At 40.3% G+C, this 1,655-nt stretch carries 1 protein-coding gene; it reads right to left on the bottom strand.

Annotated features, from left to right (window positions below; genetic code table 11):
• Nucleotides 1-1,402, bottom strand: a 1,402-nt coding sequence (locus AB4496_RS24370; protein WP_372132363.1) for an MCP four helix bundle domain-containing protein, incomplete at its 3' end; no start/stop codon positions are given.
• Between the last annotated feature and the right edge of the window lie 253 nt (nt 1,403-1,655).

Here is a 1,655-nt window from a genome sequence, read left to right as displayed (position 1 = left end):
GATTAACGATGTTTGATGTTTCTTCGATCGAGTCTTCAACTTTTCGAGATATATCATCTGATGCATCGAGGGAAACACTGCCATCTTTGACATTTGTCGTTGCCCCAGTTGCAGCGCTCTCTGCGCTAGCTGCATTCTGGCTAACCTCACTCGCAGTACTAGAAAGTTCATTGATGGCTGTCGCGATTTGTTCCATTTGACTCAGTTCTTGTTGAGCATTTCCTTCTGTTTGGCTCATTACCGCGGTTAGCTCAACGGAGGCTGCTGAAACATTGTCTGAAATCTGGTGGAAACCATCGATTATTCGACGTAGTTCTTGGCGCATTTCTAAAATGTTTGCGTATATACCGGTCTCTTTACCCGTAATTGGAATCTGCTTTGAAAGATCACCAGCGGCGACTTCGGCAACAATTGCTTGGATGTCACTTGGCTCTCCTCCAACGACTTTCCATACACTGCGGTAAATCGAAACGGCAATGCTAAGAGAAGCGGCGACAACGAGAATTGAAAGAACGCCAAGCACAAATTGCGCGTTAGAGAATCGCTCGACCATATTAGGCCCGACAGAGTCTTGCTCTGACTTTGTTGATAGCTTTATCTCTTCAATTGTTTTTGCTGCATTAACACCAGCAAGATCAAGAGTCCCTGAAATGATGCCATTTCGCGTGTTTATAGTGTCAACGATCTTTGAAAATGTGTTGCGGTAAATTTTGAAGGCACTAGTGAAATCGTTTAAGTAGTTGATTTGTTCCATCGACATGAGTTGAGATTCGATTGTTTCTGCAAGTAGTGCGGCAGAGGCAAACTCTTTTTCAGCACGCTGAGCATCTTCTGTTTTATTGCTCGTCAGAAATTTAGAAGCGTACAATCTTGATAGCAATACATGCTGCTGAAGCTGTCCTGAACTGACAGCAACTTCTAAATCTTCTTCAGCTGAAGCCTGGGTCATTAGGTTAGTCACTGCCTCACGCATATTGACTCCTGATGGGTCTAAGGCCTCTTGAACTAGGTTGTTTCGAGTATTAACAAGTTGAACAACCTTGTTAAAGCCTTGGCTATATTGATCAAGCTGCTTCTTTATCGTTAGGAATTCATTTTTGTGTAGATCGTCAAGATGAGAGTCTAATATTTCATCTATCAATTGATTTGATGCGGTGATACGTCTATTCAGTTCAGAAGCATGTGACGGAATAGGGTTTTTAATATATTTAAGTGCAGATAAACGAGCTTCCAGTATATTGGCTTGGATTCGACCTGTTGAGACACTTGTTATTGCAAGAGAGCGGTAGGTGTTAAACCCATCACTCGATTGATAAAAGCGTAATGAAGCAACGACTGAAATAACCAAAATTAGCGCGAGAATCACGCCAAAACCTAAGGACAGCAATTTCTTTAAACTCATAAATATCATTCCTAGTAAGGCAGCTTGTTTTTATTCTTAACAAATTCTTACATGATTCTAACGATAAATATATCAATAAATAGTATGTATCCACTATATTTTGATGCCTAAGAATGATGGGTAAAGTAGGTTGTTGATATTGTTGTTTTTTGTAACTTTTCTCTCGGCTTTTCATAAAAATAGATGAGATTTTAGACGTGTCAGAATTTAGATATGTTAAGAGCCTCAGGTTCAAAGGCTCTAAGGATTATCG

The sequence above is a fragment of the Vibrio sp. 10N.222.46.A1 genome, from assembly GCF_041473595.1.
Classification (GTDB): Bacteria; Pseudomonadota; Gammaproteobacteria; order Enterobacterales; family Vibrionaceae; genus Vibrio; species Vibrio tasmaniensis_A.
Note: the sequence above shows the minus strand (reverse complement) of the source record. Positions and strands in the feature narration are given on the sequence as shown.